Source organism: Butyrivibrio sp. FC2001 (genome assembly GCF_000424125.1).
GTDB lineage: Bacteria > Bacillota > Clostridia > Lachnospirales > Lachnospiraceae > Butyrivibrio.
Map to the genome: position 1 here is coordinate 17188 of NZ_AUJH01000024.1, position 15496 is coordinate 32683.

Annotated in this window: 19 protein-coding genes; 3 read left to right on the forward strand and 16 right to left on the reverse strand. The window is 39.5% G+C overall.

Annotation, left to right across the window (positions count from 1 at the left end; genetic code table 11):
• Nucleotide 1: 1 nt before the first annotated feature.
• From vorB to G601_RS0111630, 4 genes are read right to left on the reverse strand one after another with little or no spacing between them, the layout of a single operon-like run.
• Nucleotides 2-1090 carry a 3-methyl-2-oxobutanoate dehydrogenase subunit VorB gene (gene vorB, locus G601_RS0111615; RefSeq protein WP_026665461.1) on the reverse strand — a complete coding sequence of 363 codons (1089 nt, stop codon included), beginning with the start codon at nt 1088-1090 and terminating at the stop codon, nt 2-4.
• Between the two features lies 1 nt (nt 1091).
• Entirely contained in the window at nt 1092-1310 is a 219-nt protein-coding gene (locus G601_RS0111620) for a 4Fe-4S dicluster domain-containing protein (RefSeq protein WP_026665462.1), read from the reverse strand.
• A gap of 10 nt (nt 1311-1320) precedes the next feature.
• Nucleotides 1321-2016, reverse strand: a complete 696-nt coding sequence (locus G601_RS0111625; protein ID WP_035790709.1) for an ATP-binding protein — start codon at nt 2014-2016, stop codon at nt 1321-1323.
• 9 nt (nt 2017-2025) lie between these two features.
• Nucleotides 2026-2877, reverse strand: coding sequence for a hypothetical protein (locus tag G601_RS0111630; RefSeq protein WP_026665464.1), 852 nt, complete (start codon nt 2875-2877; stop codon nt 2026-2028).
• A 172-nt stretch (nt 2878-3049) separates the two neighbouring features.
• Here G601_RS0111630 and G601_RS0111635 point away from each other — a divergent pair, with 172 nt between their 5' ends.
• The gene (locus G601_RS0111635) at nt 3050-4432 is read left to right on the forward strand and encodes an LVIVD repeat-containing protein (RefSeq protein ID WP_026665465.1); all 1383 of its coding nucleotides are present in this window, start codon (nt 3050-3052) and stop codon (nt 4430-4432) included.
• 178 nt (nt 4433-4610) lie between these two features.
• Complete coding sequence (locus G601_RS0111640) at nt 4611-5405, forward strand: LysR family transcriptional regulator (protein ID WP_255346202.1); 795 nt, start codon at nt 4611-4613, stop codon at nt 5403-5405.
• Nucleotides 5406-5510: 105 nt separating this feature from the next.
• On the opposite strand, the gene G601_RS26140 is transcribed toward G601_RS0111640, so the two are convergent.
• Nucleotides 5511-5666 (reverse strand): hypothetical protein, encoded by a 156-nt coding sequence (locus G601_RS26140; protein ID WP_155834523.1) that lies wholly within the window; start codon nt 5664-5666, stop codon nt 5511-5513.
• A gap of 151 nt (nt 5667-5817) precedes the next feature.
• Between G601_RS26140 and G601_RS0111650 the strand changes: the two genes are divergently transcribed.
• The gene (locus G601_RS0111650; RefSeq protein WP_207638048.1) at nt 5818-6930 is read left to right on the forward strand and encodes a leucine-rich repeat protein; all 1113 of its coding nucleotides are present in this window, start codon (nt 5818-5820) and stop codon (nt 6928-6930) included.
• A gap of 166 nt (nt 6931-7096) precedes the next feature.
• Here the strand turns inward: G601_RS0111650 and G601_RS0111655 are convergent, their stop codons facing one another.
• The 11 genes from G601_RS0111655 to G601_RS0111710 form a co-directional block, all read right to left on the reverse strand.
• The gene (locus tag G601_RS0111655) at nt 7097-8416 is read right to left on the reverse strand and encodes a Sapep family Mn(2+)-dependent dipeptidase (RefSeq protein WP_026665468.1); all 1320 of its coding nucleotides are present in this window, start codon (nt 8414-8416) and stop codon (nt 7097-7099) included.
• A gap of 25 nt (nt 8417-8441) precedes the next feature.
• On the reverse strand, nt 8442-8900 hold the full coding sequence (locus G601_RS0111660) for a hypothetical protein (protein ID WP_026665469.1): 459 nt from the start codon (nt 8898-8900) through the stop codon (nt 8442-8444).
• A 73-nt stretch (nt 8901-8973) separates the two neighbouring features.
• Nucleotides 8974-10401, reverse strand: coding sequence for a pyroglutamyl-peptidase I family protein (locus G601_RS23010; RefSeq protein WP_051205782.1), 1428 nt, complete (start codon nt 10399-10401; stop codon nt 8974-8976).
• 82 nt (nt 10402-10483) lie between these two features.
• The gene (locus tag G601_RS0111670; RefSeq protein ID WP_026665470.1) at nt 10484-11338 is read right to left on the reverse strand and encodes a DUF1963 domain-containing protein; all 855 of its coding nucleotides are present in this window, start codon (nt 11336-11338) and stop codon (nt 10484-10486) included.
• A gap of 32 nt (nt 11339-11370) precedes the next feature.
• Complete coding sequence (locus tag G601_RS0111675; protein WP_026665471.1) at nt 11371-11760, reverse strand: DUF2262 domain-containing protein; 390 nt, start codon at nt 11758-11760, stop codon at nt 11371-11373.
• A gap of 115 nt (nt 11761-11875) precedes the next feature.
• The gene (locus G601_RS25075) at nt 11876-12388 is read right to left on the reverse strand and encodes a class I SAM-dependent methyltransferase (protein ID WP_051205784.1); all 513 of its coding nucleotides are present in this window, start codon (nt 12386-12388) and stop codon (nt 11876-11878) included.
• The gene (locus tag G601_RS26870; RefSeq protein ID WP_242834416.1) at nt 12385-12519 is read right to left on the reverse strand and encodes a permease prefix domain 1-containing protein; all 135 of its coding nucleotides are present in this window, start codon (nt 12517-12519) and stop codon (nt 12385-12387) included. The genes G601_RS25075 and G601_RS26870 overlap by 4 nt, the downstream gene beginning before the upstream one ends.
• Nucleotides 12520-12521: 2 nt before the next feature.
• Entirely contained in the window at nt 12522-12851 is a 330-nt protein-coding gene (locus G601_RS0111690) for a PadR family transcriptional regulator (RefSeq protein ID WP_026492124.1), read from the reverse strand.
• Between the two features lie 171 nt (nt 12852-13022).
• Nucleotides 13023-13502: a hypothetical protein gene (locus G601_RS23015; RefSeq protein WP_051205786.1), complete on the reverse strand. Its 480-nt coding sequence runs from the start codon at nt 13500-13502 to the stop codon at nt 13023-13025.
• On the reverse strand, nt 13489-14349 hold the full coding sequence (locus tag G601_RS0111705; protein ID WP_051205787.1) for a DUF3990 domain-containing protein: 861 nt from the start codon (nt 14347-14349) through the stop codon (nt 13489-13491). The genes G601_RS23015 and G601_RS0111705 overlap by 14 nt, the downstream gene beginning before the upstream one ends.
• Nucleotides 14350-14448: 99 nt before the next feature.
• The gene (locus G601_RS0111710; protein WP_026665474.1) at nt 14449-15486 is read right to left on the reverse strand and encodes a hypothetical protein; all 1038 of its coding nucleotides are present in this window, start codon (nt 15484-15486) and stop codon (nt 14449-14451) included.
• Nucleotides 15487-15496: the final 10 nt, after the last annotated feature.

The window sequence follows — 15496 nt, forward strand, 5'->3', positions numbered from 1 at the left end:
GTTAAGCCTCCTGTCCCGCTATCTTCATTACAGCCTCAAGCACAGCCTCTCTTGACATCACATTTCCGCCTGAGCACAGACACTTTTCAACAGGGCAGCGCTTTCTTACAACTGCCTCAACATCTTCAGCGTACTGAGCAGGTATTGACATCTCGATGTCGAGGATTGCCTTTACCTTTGAATAATCAAGCTTCTCGAAGCTTTCTGTAGGAAAAGGATTAAGTGTTATAGGTCTGATAAGGCCAACCTTGATTCCCTTGTTTCTGAGAATATCTACAGCGGATTTTGCAATTCTTCCAGAGATACCGTATGCTGTCATAACAATCTCAGCGTCATCTACCTTGTATTCTTCAACCATTACATCCTTTGTTTTCCAGGATTCATACATAGCTGCAGCTTCTTCATTGCATTCCTGCATCTTTGTTGTCTGCCACTGACCAGGCTGGATCCATGAGCGGTTCTTATAATCAAGAGGATGACCTACAAGTGCCCATTTTTTCTTGTTTTCTCTGATCTCATTCACCTTTTCCTCAGGCATCATCTCAGGAAGCTCCACAGGCTCCATCATTGTTGCGATAACACCATCAGCAAGGAGATGTACGGGATTTCTGTCTCTGTCTGCAAGCTCAAAGGCCTTAACTGTGAGATCTACTGCTTCCTGAACTGTTGAAGGAGCAAGTACGATCATCTGAAAACCACCATTTCCTGCGGCTTTTGTTGCCTCAAAGTAATCCATCTGAGCAGGCTGGATTGAACCAACGCCCGGGCCTCCTCTTGCGAAGTTTGCATACACCATAGGAATACGTGCTGATGCACAATATGAAATACCTTCGCTCTTAAGTGCTATTCCAGGGCTACTTGAAGATGTCATAGCTCTGACACCTGCTGATGCAGCACCATAAACCATGTTGATGGATGCTACTTCAGACTCACCCTGTACGAAATTGCCACCAACCTCAGGGAGACGTCTTGAGAAATACTCAGGAACCTCATTCTGAGGTGTGATGGGATATCCTGCAAAAAATCTGCATCCGGCTCTAACAGCTGCTTCTGCTACTGCTTCTGAACCCTTCATAAATGTTCTTGCCATATTATTCACCCTCCTTATAAATCTCAATTGCTCCGTCAGGGCAAATTCTGCCGCAGGTAAGACAACCCACGCAGTCATCTGTTCTTGCTGCCACTACGTATTCGTAGCCTTTAGCGTTTACTTCGCTGCCAATTTCCAATACGTTTTTGGGGCAGTACTTTATACAATAACCACAGCTCTTGCAACGCTCGGCAACAACGTTAATCTTAAATTTTGCCATTTGAAACCTCCTAGTTTTTTAACCATTCATATGTCAAATAAAGATGAAGCGGCATTGGATCATCCGCGCCTGAATGAGTGAATTCATCCACCATATCTTCCCTTATACAAAGCATTTCTATGGGCCGGTAGGTAGAAATAAGACCATTCATTTCCTCAGCGCCGGATATGACTTCTTCCAAGGTTGTTGTGATTCCGGCGTTGGGGTTGTCTATGAAATGGACATCATCCAAGGTAAGCCTTGAAACCGTCAATATTTCTGACAGGAATTGATTAATATGATCTATATCCTGGCAGAATGGGCGAAAATAATTGAGAACATACATTACGCAGAGCGCATCTTTGTCTGCTCCCATCATGAATCCGCCAATTGATCTTGCTCCGATATCATCACCACCTACATCCATCACCACGATGCAGTCAGGATCATTCATTAGCCTTCTGACACCGCCTGTCACAGTCGGTGCGTCATAAAACTGCTCTTCAAAATGAAAGTGAATTCCTGCAAATTCTTCTGATCGTAGTAAATCTCTTGATCTGAAAAGTGGCTTTGTCATATCCATATCAAATAGATGAACTTCTTTTTGCTGAGTTTCTGCGAAGTATTTCGCAAGATTCAGAGCAATCTCACTTTTTCCGCAACCAGCTTCGCCTATCAATATGTAATTGGTTTTTCCACTTTTAATTGCTTCTTCTATAAATTTCATAAAAGCCTCTTATCTGAGAGTCAGATATCCTCTGTACTGTGAAAGATTGTCAGATGTGCATCTGTCACCAAGGAATACTGAAGCGATATTGTGCTGAGGCTTTAAGAATGGGAATTCATCCTGCTGGGCCCACTCAGGCTTCTTCAGTTTTTCCTTTGCAAGGTTTACACAAAGCTCATGCCATTCTTCAGGACCATCAAACCAAACCTCCACAACTCTGTCGAACTGTGCTGTAGGAGCACCATAATTAACTGCAACCTTACTACTTACAAGGCGGTTTACTCGTACACTTCCTGTAAAGAAAGGAACGATTTCCTCATGGAACCATCTCTCACCCTCTTCCTTTGAGCATCCTTCGGGATACTGAATAAGGAACTGCCAGCGATAGTTAGCACCATCTTCAGGTGTTCTGTCTTTTCCTTTGAAATCCTCTTCCCAGTTGATCGGGATAAATGCAAATATGAAAGGCGGGAAATCACCACCGCCAACAGCTCTTCCTGCATCACCTGACTCTGCATTATTATGTACAGTCGCAGAATCTACATCAGGAATGCATCCCTGCCATCTGAGAACATCCATAGGCATATATTCCTGGAAAATGTTATTAGCCATTTCAGGAAGATGCTCATTTACAAGCCAGTAATGCTCTGTGAGCTGCATCTTTCTGGCACCAAATCTGTCTCCTTCAGGCGGAGTGGGATAGGCCTGGTAAAATGCGTATTTTGTTACATAAGGGGAAAACTTACTGATGCTCTCCGGAACATGGTATTTATAGAGCCAGTTCTCGAGCTTAGATCTGTATTCTTCTTTTGCAAGTCCTACATAGATAAGACTTCTCATCAAGCTAAAATCGTATGCCATACAAAACCTCCTAAATTGTTTGTTTCTTGCCAAAAAAATTATAGGCACAGGATTCGATCAATAAAAAATGCCAAAAATGAATGATTTTGATATCAAATTTGGCATTGGACTGTTTTGCTTTTTAAGAATTACTATTGTGGAAACATATCGTTCTTTTGAAGGAGGTTAGCAAATGAGTGAAAAATTCTATGCGAAAAGTCCCGGTAATGAGGGTTATATAAAGAATATGGAAGTCCTGTCACATCACGACTGCGACAATCACTACTTATTCCAGTCACAGCTCTACAAAACTGCTGACGGAAAATACTACTTATATGGTGGATGTTTTTACGGAAATGGTGTTGAGATTCTTGACGTAACTGATCCTGCAAATCCCAGACATGTACAGTATATGCCTGTTATGGATCCGGAGAAGTACACATATATGTCCACTCCCAAGATTCAGATTGCAGATGATCTTATGATAGTTTCCAATGGAAATTGTCTTGAATTCCTTCATGGTCCTGCACCTGAGAATTTCACACCTGCTCCTGGCGGAGTTCATATCTTCTCTTTAAAGGAAGATCCTGAGCACCCTAAGAAGCTTTCATTCTGGTCAACAGGAGAACCTGAGGGAACACCGGGGTCAGGCGTACACCGCTTCACCTATAATGGTGGAAAATATATGCATTTGTCTGCTACAGCAGTAGGTTTCAAGGATTTTATCTATAGAATTGTAGATATTTCAGATCCGACAAATCCCACTGAAGTTGGACGCTGGTGGAATCCCGGACAGTTCTTTGGAAATCAGACTGAAAAGACAAGAAATAAGGAATGGAACGGCTGGCAGGGCTACAATACCTACCCTGGTTTTGTTCACTTCCCTTATGTTGGTGATGATGAGAAAACCGCTTATCTTAGCTGTGCCGGTGGTGGATTTAAGATTCTTGATATCTCAAATCCCGCATGGCCTCAGGTCATCGGTGAATGCAAGATGACACCTCCTTTTGCAACAAAATTTGGTGGTGCTCTTTGTCATACATTCATGCCCGTTTTAGGCACAAACTATGCTATCGGTATGCAGGAAGGTGAGCGTCAGTGGACCTACGGGCGCGAGCAGTATGAGCATTTTGGTGTTCATTCCTTCTGCGGAATCGAGATGTTTGATATAAGCAACAAGGAAGATCCGGTACTTATCTCCATTCTTCCTTATCCTGAAGTTCCTGAGGATTTCCCTTACAAGAACTTCAATCAGCTTGGGGATGATTTCCCTACTTCATTTGGACCTCACAATCTGCATGAGCCAATGACTGGCAAACCATGGATTGAGAATAATAAAGACCGCGCATACGACTGCTACTTCCATGCAGGGCTCAGAGTTTATGATATCTCTGATCCTTACGTACCCAAGGAAATCGCATACTTCATTCCTCCGAATCCGGAGAAGCTTTGCTTCGATGTGAAGATGCCTAATAAACCGCTTGGTACAGCTGAGGATGTTGTAGTTGATGATAGAGGTTATATCTACTTAAATGCAATGCATGATGGTGTATATATCCTTAAGAGTCTTGTTTGAGGTCGCCATTTACTATCTCTGTAGTAATAAACCACATAACAACCTACCTTTACAGAAAAAGCGTCTTTTAAGCCGCTTTTTTCTTTGGTATTATACTGATATGAATGATAAACAGATTGAATGCTTTTTAGAAACAGGTAAACATTTAAGCTTTACAAAGGCAGCATAGAATCTATATCTGCCGCAGCCAGCAGTGAGCCGCTATATCTCCGCTCTTGAACAGGAGCTGGGGACTACTTTATTTGTCCGCGAAAACAGCCGTAATATAGCTTTATCAGAATCTGGGAAAATCTATTTTAATCTTTTTCAGAGATTCAATGCGGAGCTTACCAATATAAGACGTATGCTTTCAACATCTACAACCATCCTTCGCCTTGGATATAACGTAGGCTGGAATGTATCCTATTTCCTTCCGGAAGTGGTCAAAAGATGCAAAAGCATTGATCCAGATTTTCAGATTACATTTGAGTGTCTGGGCTTTAAAGAATTAACTCATTCTCTTGAGGATAAGCGTCTCGATGCGATAATTACAACCGATGATTATCTTGAGAACAGAACTGAATTTGTAAGAAGAAAATTCACTTCTATCGATAGAATCATTGTATATTCAGAGCTTATCCCGAATTGTGAAACGATAAATAGTCCAAAGGATCTTTGCAATTATACATTTTATATGGTGGATGATCCCAGAATAGGCGAATTATGTCAGGATATAGAAATCCTCTTCCGCCCCTATGGATTTATTCCCAAATTCACAGCAGTACCAAATATTTCTACTGTGTTTGCCAATGTAGAAAATGGACTTGGAGTTGCTGTACTGGATGGCTGGTATCAGGGCATCCACCATCCAGGCATACATACCTTGAATTTATGCGAAAATCTGCCTATATCAATGGCTTGGCATAGAAGTACAACATCACAGGCCATTGAGCTTTTATATAGTCAGCTTGCTTCGTATTTTACAACTGAATAAATGCGTCATGATTTTCTATTGCGATTAATCCATTCAACAGAAAAATCTACAAGTATCTTCCAGTAGGCAAAATTTTTCATACTTTTTAGTTACATACCTTTCTTATTACTTCAGATATCCATTCAGCACTGCCAAATGCTTCTTCCTGCAAAAGTGTTTTTTCCTGATCAGATTTGTTCCAATGGTTACACTCTTAAGCTTCTTGCTATTCTTGAAAGCTCCGGATGCAATCTCAGTAACCTTGAATACCTTATTCTTCAAACCCAAAAATATTGTGATTAAGCCATAATGTTTGATATAATGGCTCCTTGAGGGGACAATGCAATATTGCAGATTGAAGAAAAGTTAAAGGGGAATATCAAAAATGAAGAAATATTTGGGAAATCTTTTATTCTTCATCACAGCTTTTGTGATGATTCTTTTTGGATGTACATCCATGACTTCAAAAGCAGCAACCACAATGAAACCTGCAGAAGATGTAAAGTTTGTTAAGGATCATGTTCATTTCAAAGCAGCTGAAGATGGCTACTACACTGTAATCCTTGAGTGCTTTCATGAAAAGGGTGAGTACGGAAAAGCCGGATATTTTAAAGGTGTTACATGTGAAGCAAGAAAAGTGAACCAATTTTACAAAGCAAACGAAATTGTGGATTACTCTACACTTTTGTTTAATGAGCGTAATTACAACGTTTATCAAATCAACCTCCATGTAGTTTCCAGCAAAGAAAAAAAAGTAGGTTATGAATATATCAATAAATACAAAAATAATCCAAATTATGTTATTTCCACTTATACTACTCCAATTATCTCAAAAAGAATGGCAAAGCCACAAAATGTTGAGGTGAAATATTTAGACCCGGTGCAACATACCGACTATTTTAGATATAAAGTAAGTTGGAAAAATGACGGATGTTATCATATTGTAGAGACACCATACAACAGATGCAGTGTTGACCCCAGATTTAATTCTGTAAACGTCATAACAAAAACACCTATCTTTAGGGTAAGAACTTGTTCCGGTGATTTTAATGTATATAAGACTTCAGATCCTGCCATAGTTGATTTTACAGCTCCTTCTAAAAACAGTGATCCCGATGAGGCTGCTCCAAAAGCGGAAAGTAAGCCAGCCATTCCGGCCCTTCCAACAACAGTAACTGTCGATGACATCACCTATTATATTGATGTTAACGGACAGGCCACAGCAACAAAAATAGATTCCAAAAAGAAGGCTTCGCTTGATACCGTTACAGTCGACGGAAAAAACTATCCTGTTGTAGCCATTGCTGAAAGCGCATGCAAGAACAACAAGAAGATAAAGACCGTAACAATCGGCTCAAACGTTTCTTCTATTGGTAAAAAGGCATTTTTCAAATGTAAAAAGCTGAAAAAGATTATCATAAAGGCAAATAAGAACCTTAAGATAGGCAAGAGCGCTTTTAAAAAGATTAACAAAGGCGCCACCATTAAGATCAAAGGTGTAAAAGGTAATGCTAAGAAAAAGCTTATAAAAGCTATCAACAAATAATTATGATTTGAGGAGACAAACTACACGTATATAGTAGAATGTGCAGATGCCACATCATTACAAAAAATGCCCCTATTTACTCATTTGAAGTAAATAGGGGTTTTACATGTCTGTAGAACTTATCATGCAAACAGATCATCTAAAGTTATTACATTAACAAATACTTTCATCTAACAATGTACCTCCCGACTTCCAAGATATATTCTCTGATAATCTGTATCCACTGCAAATAGTCGGCAGTCGCTACATGCTCATTAGCCTGGTGACATTGATCAGTCTTCCATGGGGCCTGTATTCCAAAAGCTATCGTGTTTGGGATATGCCTTGCATATGTACCTACACCTACCGTCCTTGGCTCAGTGTGCATATTTAGGTATTCATTCTTGAATTCTGTGAATTTATCAATGTGTCTTTTCCATATTTCAGAAAGCATTCTGACCTCCGGAGATTCTTTATCCTTAAGAAGCGGTGGCATATTTATCGTCACATCAGTTTCAAGACCGTATTCTGAAGCCTTTTTTGTAAGCTTATCTATAAAAGACTCCTGATTGGCGTCATAGGGAATTCTGAAATCCATCCACAGTTCACAGCCTTTTTCTCCTGCTTTAAGCATACCTATATTATAAGTCAGATCACCATAATCCCCCGATATTGTACAGCCAGTATAGTTTGAAACATCGAAATCTCTCACAAACTTAATGACAGGATAATCGCTAATATCTACTCCCTGCTCTTCCATTTTTTTGACCAGCAGCTCTATGGCATTCTCTCCAAGATACGGTTTGGAAGCATGTGCTGCTTTTCCTTTCGCAGTTATTGTTTTGCCATTAATATCACATAAAGCTGATGCAGGAACTATGTTGACAGCACTTCCTCCACAAGCTTTCAGATTATGTGTATTCTTTCCAAATACTTTTAGCTGTATAATACCCTTTTCGCAGTATATTACGGGGAATATCGAATCCGGAGTGATAGAAAAGGCCGGTATCTCAGCATGCTTTGCATAGTACTGTATACATGAGCAGCCACGCTCCTCATCCGTCCCCAAAATAAGTCTAACTCTGTAATTTTGGGGAATCCTGTTTTCTTCTGCCAGTTCCACCATGGCAAAAAAAGCAGCACAGGCAGGCCCTTTATCGTCGACAATGCCTCTTGCATACAGAGCCTCCTGACCAGTTTCATCGGTCCTTATAGTAAGAGTAAATGGATCTGAGTCCCAGCCGTCTCCTACAGGCACAACATCAAGATGACATATGATCCCAATGAGATCTTCTCCTTCGCCAAACTCTGCCCATCCGACTCTTTCACCTTCAATTCCTGTTCGAAAACCTTTTTCTTCTGCCTCATCCAGAAAGGTCTGCAACACTCTTCTGGGTTCTACTCCATAAGGAGCTCCTTCTTCTGGAAGTCCTCCAACTGAAGGAATAGCAATGATTTTCGAAAGAAACTCACTCTGAGATACTGATAAAGAAATTTTGTCATTCATACTGACCCCCATCAAAATCAGGTTTTTACCACATATGAATCCCTGTAAACAGCTCTTTGTATTGTCTGTAGAATGATTCTTTCCAGGTAATCTTTCCTTCCATTACATGACAGATATCATCATGGACATGGGATTTAACCAGCATTTCCTGCTTATTTTTATCTTGAAGCTTAAGAAAGAAATCAATCACACTTGCAACTATGCCCATGTCTGCATGTTCTTTGTCAAGTGCTATGCTTACGCACTGACGGTAATGATAATCCCTGCCTATAATATCTGAATCCCATACCGCTTCGTTTTCGTAATTTATCAAGTATATACCAAATAAAAGATTCTCTCCTGCCTGTGCTTCCATATATACAGTACTGCCAAATCGTTCTGAAACTCTCAACTTGCATGAAAAATAGTTTTCTACAGCTTTATCCAACGTATCTTCGTTATAGTATTCACTTGTTAATAAGCAATCGTAATCAATAGACGACATCGTTTTCATCTCCAGTAGATATCAAAGTACTGTTGGGGTCCTTTAAACAGAGTAAAAGTCCGCCACATATTAGTCAAACCTCTTTCAAAACAGTCTCTACGCATATCTGAATCCCCCTGGCGATTTCATCTATGCCAAGCTCAGCTTTTGTTTCCGCATCAGATTCAGCTGGATTAGGTACATGGATAAATCCTGCAGAGATATCAAGAGTCTTTGCTTTTAAGTGATTCATTATCCTATAAAAGAGATCATTGCATACATAAGCTCCTGCTGAATATGAAAGCTCAGAAGGTATTCCTTCTTTTGTCATGTTCTCTACCATCTTTGTTACAGGAAGCGTTGAAAAAATGCCATCTGAACCTACAGACTCTATTTTCTTCACCAATGAGTCTGCAGCCTTTTTGTGAGCCATATATCCGGGATGCGATCTTGCACCATACTCTGTATCAAGCGTTGGTGGCAGCTGATGATAAAATACCTTACTGTCTTCTTCCTCCTCTAAAAATTCAGCTACTGCCACTGACAGAAGTCTGGGCATCTGTTCATTAATAGAATCTGAGTCTTGAAGGAGCATTCCGTAAGCCCATATAATCACAGCTTCTGGACGCTTTTCCCTAATCTTTTTCAAAAATAATTTTGCACCTTTTTTTAGCATTATCACATCATCAGCAGATATTTCACCCATTTCATTCAGGTAATGCGTATTGTCAACCCCCATGTCCCTTGCACATTCATGTCCGGTAAGAGTGTAAGCACCCGCATCATTTGTCCCGAGATTTACCACAACCACATCAGCAGCAAAAGAAGAAAAATCATACTTATCGTGAGCACCAAGCTCAGATGCTTTACCAATTGACACAAGCCCGCATATCTGATCATAGAAACGTGGCATGCTTTCCTTAGGATTTCCATACCATGACCACATAAATCCATATCCACTCTGGCTAAATGCCTCATAATCTGCACCAAGTGCATTGGCAGTCATATATGCATAATTATCCACAGCATCAAAGCAGGCGCTGTTCCAGTCCTGCTCACAGACAGGACCCATGCAGCCTTCCCCTGAGGTAATGCTGTCTCCGATGAATTCAATCTTAAGCTTTGGTTCAGCAACCCTTTCAAAGAATCCATCCATAATAACTGCTTCAATCTGTAAAAGGTTATCACCATCGCCTCCCATGGCAGGAGTATCCCTTATAATTCTTATATTCCTTAATGGTATTTCTCCGCCATCCGCTGCAGCTGCCCCTCTCCAAACGGTTATCTCGTGAGTTCCCTTTTCAAGTGGTCTTTTCTGATATCTTACACCACCTATAACAACATCAATCCATGGCTCAAATACTGAGTAATCAGCATGGTAGCGTATTCTCACTTCAGAAGCCCTTATATTCATCTCTATCCCTGAGCCTGTCCAAAACAGAGTTACTGCGCCAGAGGACACAGTTGTCCTGCCATGTATTTTTATTTCTTCTACTTCAGTAATTTTGTATTCTTTAAGCATAATCTTTCTTCTGTCTCCGTGATTCCGTTTTGCCCGTCTCAGTTATATTTCAAAATGTTTTTAATTACACCTTCCACCGCCTTCATGAACACTCCGCGATATACTGGATTTTTTCAAAGTCCAATGCCTTGAGGTCTTCTTTTTTTATGAAGAAATGTATATTCCCGTCTACGCATATAACATCATCATACTCAGATGAACCCGGATCTATCTGAAGAAGCTGAACCCAGTTTTCAACCTCTCCGTACATTGCTTTTTCATCTTCTTTAGTTATTACCTGGCCATCAGGGAATGTTGCATCAAGTCCGCGGTGGAGCATTTCGCAGTAATACTCGGCGCAGTGCTGTACATAATCTGCATGTCCCAAAAGCTTCTGAGTACAATAGTCTTCGTCATCAAAGAAGCCGTTTTCTTCCATGCACTCATGGTAATCATCCCAGTTAAAACCTTCATATCTGTCAAATAAAACTTCTGATGTAGGATAGCTTGTTCCTTCCTTAAAAGAAACAGCCTTTTCAGAAATCCTGAATTCTTCAGAAAGTTCTTCAGGAAATTCTGCCGGAACAAGGCTTTCTGTATCTTCAAAATAAAACACCCTGGCAGACCCTTTATCACGCGGATCTGTTCCATAGAAAAGATCTTCATCAGTCACACAATAGAAAAAGCTAAGCATTCCCTTCTTGGGGAAAATACCATCCTTGTCATATTGAGCAAGTTCCTCCATATTAAACTGGGCAAAGAAAGTCAGCGGTACATATTCATCTTCCTCAAACCAATCAGCATGGTATGTGGGCCATTCAAACCCAGCAGGAACAGAAGGGTTCCCGCCAACCTTACTTGATGAAACGGATACTCCCTTACTGTTGTCTTTAATATCCAGTGCTATCTGGCTCCTGATATTATCCTTAATTATTTTTAGCATTTCCTCTTTTTCCATACTTGTTCCCTCCGTTATATAAGCGGTTATTTTTAGCCAAGCATCTCTGCAAAATCAGGGGCCCCTGTTTTTGAGCATACAACCATTATGCTGTGGCCCCAGAACATGTCATCATCGTCATACCATAAGGTGAGACCGTCGACATCAAACTCTGCTCTTTTAAGCTCAAGGCGGTCAGCAAAAGTCTGACGGTCCAATGGCTCTTCATCTTCTTCAAGCCAGGAATCATTCTTGATCTCAAGAAGTTCATCTGCTGCGCAGCTTCTGCAAGATGAATCTATCTCAGAAAGGTTTGGTATAAGTGCTTCCATCAAAGCTTTAGCATTTTCGATATCTTTGGCTTCTCCATCTACGCTGAATACAGGCAGGTTTTCTAAGTCACATTCATATCTCTTGTTTTCATTGCTGTATCTGATTTCCATTGTCAGTACTCCTTTATGTGTTGTTTTATAATGTAATGGTCTTGCATGACTGAATATTTCAGACTGTGAGCCCACCCAAATTCTCGATATGTCTTACTCATTTATATTAAGATAATCAGGCTTCAACTTTGATAAACAGAATATTGTTAACGCGTTCCGTGATATGCAGCTCCGTATCCGTCTCCACAAGATCATAGCTTTCTATTACTGCTTTATCATGATTCTTCAAAACCTCTTTGTATCCGTAAGCTGTATCCTTTTTCTTCGGGAATCTTATCTTACTCTCAAAGCTATCCGTCAGTTGTAATCCGCACTCAGAACATATATCCTGCCATTCAGTCTTCGTGTAGAATTTAATATGTCCGTCTTTTTTTAGCCGCATATAGTCATCAACAAATCGCTCTGTATCACAATCATTTGGACACGGATCGGATATAAATAATGTTCCTCCTGCTTTAAGAACTCGGCTTACCTCTCCGATACTGTGCTTTATATCCGGAAAATGGTGAAGTGCGTATCTTGTTACTACCAGATCAAAGGTTCCAACTTCAAATGGAAAATCTATACCGTCATAGCTGACAAATGACAGATTACTCAGACCCGCCTCTTGTGCTTTGCTTCGATTCACACCAAGTCCATGCCGGCAGCCATGTTATCTTCAATCTGGTCTTCTATATGTGCTATTATTTCTTCTGCAATTCCTCTGTGAGCCTTCTTGAAGCGCACCTGTTCAAGAAGTTTTTTGATATACTCCTCCATTGTCACACCTCCAGCGCCAGTACATTCATTATTGCCCCTGAATATACATTCCACTCTTCAGTTTTGCTTTTTAAAAGCTTTTTTCCCTCTTTTGTAATGCTGTAGTATTTTCTTGTTTTCCCCAAAAACTCCTGCTCGTATACCGTGAGCATCCCCTTATCTTCCAGTCCGTGAAGAAGCGGATACAAAGTACCGGCTTTAAGCTCAAAGACATTCTGGGACTTTTGCCTTAAAGTATCGATCATCTCATATCCGTACATATCTTTCTCTGACAAAAGCTTTAATATCAGCATGGTCATGCTTCCTGTTAGTAGAGATTTATCAACAGCCATGGTTGTCCTCCTTTATATAGATTGTCTATATATTGCTTACCTATATGCTATATCGATAATCTATATATGTCAACATAAAATAAGAGCCAAGAAAATTTTCCTGGCTCAGTTCTGGGCAACAGTGTCGCTATTGCTAAAGCAAGAGAATTTGTATTCATTGGACAAACAAGTTTAATAAGTGCCTTTTTCTCGAAGAATACTCTTCAATCTGGAATTATTATCAAATATGTCTTCTGTTTGATCATTCATCTCCAATAGACTTCGAATACACCATTCAGGATCTTGTGTGTGAAAGGTATAGTAAACATCATTCATCTGTTTATATGAAAAAAAACTTATTACAAATTTAGTCGATACTTCCCTTGTATAAGATATATATCTATATATATATCCTATCCAAAACATGGCACTTTTTGAGTATTTGACCTTTCCATAATCTGTATCACCGAACTGGTCAAGAATACTGTTAACCCCATCATTTACATCCAATATAATCTCTGCCGGATTATTATGATCCAGTTTTTTTACCAAATCCGAATGCAAAAATCTTCTAATAAATATCCCGGTAGAGCAGTTTAAATTTGTGGAAGCTTCAAACAGTTTTCCTTGATATTCTGCTAATAACAGCCCACTGTGATCAAATTCTCTCATTTAACAGTTCCTCAATATATAAACCATCTTTAAATTCCCGCTTTGCCAATTTTAGTTTTGTATCTATTTCATAGCTTCTATTATTCAGCGCATTTCTGCAATCCATTCGTTCAGCCTGACATAGATAATATTTTTCAATGGGTATTATATTGCTTAATGCTTTATCTGTTTTAAAAATATATTGAAATCCCAATTTAGATGCTGATAAAGAATGAAGTGCTACATCAGCGTTAATTTCACCTTCCGTAAATTGAGCCATTATGTAAAACATTTTATTATCAGCTATAGGTGCTATGACTATGTCTGCCGTTTCAATCTCTTCAACTACTTTTCTAACCATCTTGTTCCCCGAATATTCACCTAATGTTCCTCTAAAAAAGCAAATTCCCAGCATCCAATCTAATGTACACTCAAAACGAGCTATTTTCAGATTGTCGAGAGAATATTTGAACGAATACACCGATGATTTTTCGTAATCGCAAACAAATGACAATGCCTGGTTATATGTTTCCCCTAAATAAAAGCCATTTCCAAAATCACAGTTATTCCTTGATCCGGACACAGTTATCTCAGAAAGTCCCAATTTTGAACCATGGAAAAGCACATTGCCATACTTCTCCTTAATCAGTTCCTCTTTTACTGAATTAATTCTATAATTTCTTTTATAAATGTATGAATAGAGCTTTTCACATACATCATCCGTTGTATTACCCCTTTTTTCTATTGCATCAAGAGTCATTCGTGAAATCTTAGTTGCTTCTGACAAATCTGACTTATTTATATTTTCAGCTTCAATAATAAAACCTATGTCCTCTTTTATTTTATATTCACAGTCTACTTTAATCATAATGCCTCCTATAACTTGATTATAACAGGCAAAACTTGTTTGTACAAGTTATACAATGTTGTTCTACCATCTGTAGAAGAGACAATTCTGCAGAAAAAACTACAACATGACCATTCCAAAATAATCCATTATCCAGTTTCTGTCATCCGGATTTTTTAAAGGAATACCATTACTGTTCAGATAATTGTGAAGCCTGGCTTTCCCTTCTCTTAGCGAGTTGTCATAATGACTATTCCGTTGTAACTCAGTTACCAAGGCATGATTGCCGTTGCTTTCACCCTTACGAATATTTTTTGAGACATACCCCTCAATAATAGCCTTTAGGTCATCAAGATTTGAGTATCCCCTAAGATCAGCCCTTGCCTCGCAGAATAAAAATGACCTTGATGGTACAAAATCATTTGCAATAACTCCGGAGTCATCCAGACCCCTGTAGATATTTATTGTCTTCTGATTCCATACACCATTGTATGTAATTCCTCCATCTATAAACGTACCGCTCTTATCAATTGCGTCATAGTCAGGTCTATCTATTCCGTACTGATCGGCCAGTTCGTTCAATGTATTCTTTACTAAGCTCTGCATATCGGAATAAGCGTAGTAATAATCAGCATTGTAGTACATACCACCCTTGAGATTACTGTAGTAATCCCCTGCGTCCTGCCTCAATCCAGTTTTGATATACAATTGCTCTGCTTCCCGGTAATTGTTTTCAGCTGCATATTGGGCATTGGCTCTTGAAATATGCTCATACATTGTAGATAACGCTTTTGAAATTCTTTCTTTGCTGACATTATTGAAGCTACAGGTTTTCTTTACATACGCTACGACTTCATCAGCAGTTCTGCAACCGGAATAGTATTCCTTCATCACATCATCTGTTTCATGAAAAAGCTTATTCCAGCTTAAAAGTGGCATTTCAGCCATTCTGCTCTTGATATCATTATAGTTTTCACAGGGAATGGGGGCTGAAGACACTACGGAAGCCTCATATCTATATAAAGATGTTTCTGTACCATCTTCATTAATCCTGTTAAGGCCACCGTCATCTCCCTTTCTAAGAGTAACAGTTTCATAACTGTTCTTCTGATAATAGCTTAATTCGTATGTATCTGTCAGCCCCGTTTTCTGAATCATAATAATTCTC

Coding starts and splice junctions, on each gene's coding strand:
- G601_RS23010 (WP_051205782.1), bottom strand. CDS start 10,401: ATGCTTAAAGAATACAAAATTACTGAAGTAGAAGAAATAAAAATACAT.
- G601_RS0111630 (WP_026665464.1), bottom strand. CDS start 2,877: ATGGCATACGATTTTAGCTTGATGAGAAGTCTTATCTATGTAGGACTT.
- G601_RS0111650 (WP_207638048.1), top strand. CDS start 5,818: ATGATTCTTTTTGGATGTACATCCATGACTTCAAAAGCAGCAACCACA.
- G601_RS0111670 (WP_026665470.1), bottom strand. CDS start 11,338: ATGGAAAAAGAGGAAATGCTAAAAATAATTAAGGATAATATCAGGAGC.
- G601_RS0111625 (WP_035790709.1), bottom strand. CDS start 2,016: ATGAAATTTATAGAAGAAGCAATTAAAAGTGGAAAAACCAATTACATA.
- G601_RS0111655 (WP_026665468.1), bottom strand. CDS start 8,416: ATGAATGACAAAATTTCTTTATCAGTATCTCAGAGTGAGTTTCTTTCG.
- G601_RS0111705 (WP_051205787.1), bottom strand. CDS start 14,349: ATGATTAAAGTAGACTGTGAATATAAAATAAAAGAGGACATAGGTTTT.
- G601_RS0111675 (WP_026665471.1), bottom strand. CDS start 11,760: ATGGAAATCAGATACAGCAATGAAAACAAGAGATATGAATGTGACTTA.
- G601_RS0111660 (WP_026665469.1), bottom strand. CDS start 8,900: ATGTCGTCTATTGATTACGATTGCTTATTAACAAGTGAATACTATAAC.
- G601_RS23015 (WP_051205786.1), bottom strand. CDS start 13,502: ATGAGAGAATTTGATCACAGTGGGCTGTTATTAGCAGAATATCAAGGA.
- G601_RS0111710 (WP_026665474.1), bottom strand. CDS start 15,486: ATGATTCAGAAAACGGGGCTGACAGATACATACGAATTAAGCTATTAT.
- G601_RS0111620 (WP_026665462.1), bottom strand. CDS start 1,310: ATGGCAAAATTTAAGATTAACGTTGTTGCCGAGCGTTGCAAGAGCTGT.
- vorB (WP_026665461.1), bottom strand. CDS start 1,090: ATGGCAAGAACATTTATGAAGGGTTCAGAAGCAGTAGCAGAAGCAGCT.
- G601_RS26870 (WP_242834416.1), bottom strand. CDS start 12,519: ATGGAGGAGTATATCAAAAAACTTCTTGAACAGGTGCGCTTCAAGAAG.
- G601_RS0111635 (WP_026665465.1), top strand. CDS start 3,050: ATGAGTGAAAAATTCTATGCGAAAAGTCCCGGTAATGAGGGTTATATA.
- G601_RS0111690 (WP_026492124.1), bottom strand. CDS start 12,851: ATGGCTGTTGATAAATCTCTACTAACAGGAAGCATGACCATGCTGATA.